The sequence below is a fragment of the Exiguobacterium sp. genome, from assembly GCF_020832205.1.
Classification (GTDB): Bacteria; Bacillota; Bacilli; order Exiguobacteriales; family Exiguobacteriaceae; genus Exiguobacterium.
This window is the reverse complement of record NZ_JAFIFD010000006.1, coordinates 1-2,660: the sequence shown is the minus strand read 5'-3', so window position 1 is coordinate 2,660 and position 2,660 is coordinate 1. Positions and strand designations below refer to the sequence as shown.

Sequence of the window (2,660 nt, the reverse complement as noted above, 5' to 3'; positions counted from 1 at the left end):
CGGTCCGACGCCGGCGATGTTCAACAGCTGGATCATCGAGTTGCGCTTCTTGCCCATCGGCACGTAGTCGATGCCGTCCTGTGACGCGTAGGCGGGCGTCGTCCGCTCTTCCTTGATGCCGAACGTCTTCTCGACGTAACGACCGTAAACGAGATACCCGAGCAATAATAGTCCTAATGCGATGAAGAATGTGATCATGTGATGTTCCTCCTATATATGACTGGTAATAGATGAATGATTTATTGTGAGATTTATCACAAGTCAAATATAGCAGGGTCTCCTTTGATGCGCCAGTTGTTTTTGCTCACTATTTCACATGAAAAGACCACTGTTCATTAATTAGACAAACGTTGATATAGAGCCATTTTTATGAAAACGCTTCCTTCGTTCATTACCATTGTCGCATGCAAGGTTCCGGGGACGATGGGATGAAAAAGGATGAACGGACTGAAACAACGACGTGGATATTTCGCACTCGCGGTAGCCACCTCCTTCATTGTCATGTGTTGATCTGGCACGCAACGTTCTACACTCTCCTAGTGACGAGAAAGAACGTATGTTAAGACAAAGACCGCTTCATCACTGAGCGGCCTTTGTCATATAGATGCGGGCTTCATGCGGAAGCAATCGCGTATCGTTATTTTCGATATTTTGAAGCACTAACGTCTTCGGATCGAGTTCAAACGGAAACTCCCTCGTTTCGTCCGAGTGATTCAAGATGATTGTAAAACGAATCTCGCCTAACGTCCGCTCGTACCCATGGAGCGCTTCATCTTCTGGTAGCAAATCAGTAAACTCCCCGTATATGAGAGCCTTGTGTGACTTTCGCAACTGAATCAATTGCTGATAATAACGAAATACGGAATCTTCACGTTGTATATCAGCCTCCACGTTCACGTCGACATAGTTCGGATTGACACTCATCCACGGTTCTCCTGTCGTGAAGCCTGCCTGTGATTCATCCGTCCATTGCATCGGCGTCCGAGAGTTGTCCCGACTGAGCAACTGCAGGCTCTCGAGCACCGCTCTTGGGTCACGTCCTTTTGCCACTTCTTCATTGTAACGATTGATCATGGCGATGTCTTGATAGTCATCAATCGAATCGAACGTCACCCCGGTCATCCCGATTTCTTCCCCTTGATAAATATACGGCATCCCCGGGAGCGTATGCGTCAATGTCGCGAGTAGTTTAGCCGAGGCGACGCGATGCTCGCGGTCGTTCCCGTACCGGGTCACTTGGCGCGTATGGTCGTGGTTGTTCAAGAATTGTGAGTTCCATCCCCGCCCCTTCAACCCTTCATACCAATCCCGTTGAATCTGTTTGAATCGGTGCATATCCCACGTCGGCATCTCATCGGCGATTTGGAAGTGGAACAGTGTATCTAGCTCTCGACGCGACTCATCGACATAAAGAAGTCCTTCTTCCGGCGTGACGAATGGAATTTCCCCGACCGTCATGCAGTCATAATGCCGCAATACCTCTTCGTGCATTTCCTGTAAATACTCATGGATTCCAGGATTGTTCGCCAAATAGCTAAGGTCATATGGATTGTCGACGTCAGACAAATTTTTTCGTTTCGCTAGTAGGTTGATCACATCCATACGGAACCCGTCGATTCCTTTGTCGAGCCAAAACCGCATCATCTGATAAATTTCCTGACGAAGCGTCGTGTTCTCCCAGTTGAGGTCTGGTTGCTCAACCGCGAACGAGTGGTAGTAATATTGCTCACTGACCGCCTCATATTCCCAGCAGGACGGAGCGAAATACGAGCGCCAATTGTTCGGCGCACCCCCGTTGACGGGATCGTGCCAAATGTAATAGTCGCGCTTCGACGAGTCTTGAGACGCCTTCGCCTCGAGGAACCACGGATGTTCGTCTGACGTGTGATTGACGACGAGGTCTAAGATGACTTTCAGTCCGAGCGCATGGGCTTCGTCGAGCAAGCGTTCGAAGTCCTCCATCGTCCCCGCCTTGTCCATCACCTTATAATAATCCGCAATGTCATAGCCGTTGTCACGGTCCGGGGACACATAGAACGGATTCAACCAGACGACGTCCGCACCAAGCTCTTTGATGTAAGGGAGCTTTTGCCGCACCCCTTCCAAATCGCCATATCCGTCACCGTTCGTATCAAGAAAGCTTCGCCAATATACTTGATAGACGACCGCTTCTTTCCACCATGTTTGCTTCATTCAGATTCCTCCTTATAAAAATGGCCTCGAGCGTGTGCACTCGAGGCTTCGTTTTTTTAAATCCGTGCCAAGACGTTGTCGAGGGTGAGGCCTGTCGTGTCCGTGAATACAAGGTCCGCTTCTGTCAACACGGCCGGGTCCCCGATGCCGACGGCGAACATGCCCGCTGCATGGATCGCTTCCACCCCAGCGACGGCATCCTCTACACCAACGCACTCTTTAGGCTCGACGCCTAGCGCCATCGCTGCCTTTAGAAACACTTCTGGATGTGGTTTCGACTCGGCGACCGTTGCCGCATCGACGATATGGTCAAACGCATCGAGAAGTCCGAGTTGTTTCGTCACCATATATGCATTTTTTGACGCCGACGCCATACCAATCTTATATCCCGCTCGTTTTAATTCTTGTAAGAACACCTCTATTCCCGGAAGGATATCCTCGCTCGTAATTTTAGAAATGAGCGATAC

3 protein-coding genes are annotated in these 2,660 nt (G+C 49.8%); all 3 read right to left on the bottom strand.

What is annotated here, in order from left to right:
- The coding region (locus tag JJU47_RS01360; RefSeq protein WP_300997388.1) for a carbon starvation CstA family protein at window positions 1-198 on the bottom strand (198 nt) is incomplete at its 3' end.
- A gap of 381 nt (window positions 199-579) precedes the next feature.
- On the bottom strand, window positions 580-2,193 hold the full coding sequence (locus JJU47_RS01355) for an alpha-glucosidase (RefSeq protein ID WP_228615768.1): 1,614 nt from the start codon (window positions 2,191-2,193) through the stop codon (window positions 580-582).
- A 56-nt stretch (window positions 2,194-2,249) separates the two neighbouring features.
- Window positions 2,250-2,660: HAD-IA family hydrolase (locus JJU47_RS01350; protein WP_228615767.1), on the bottom strand; the 411-nt coding region annotated here is incomplete at its 5' end.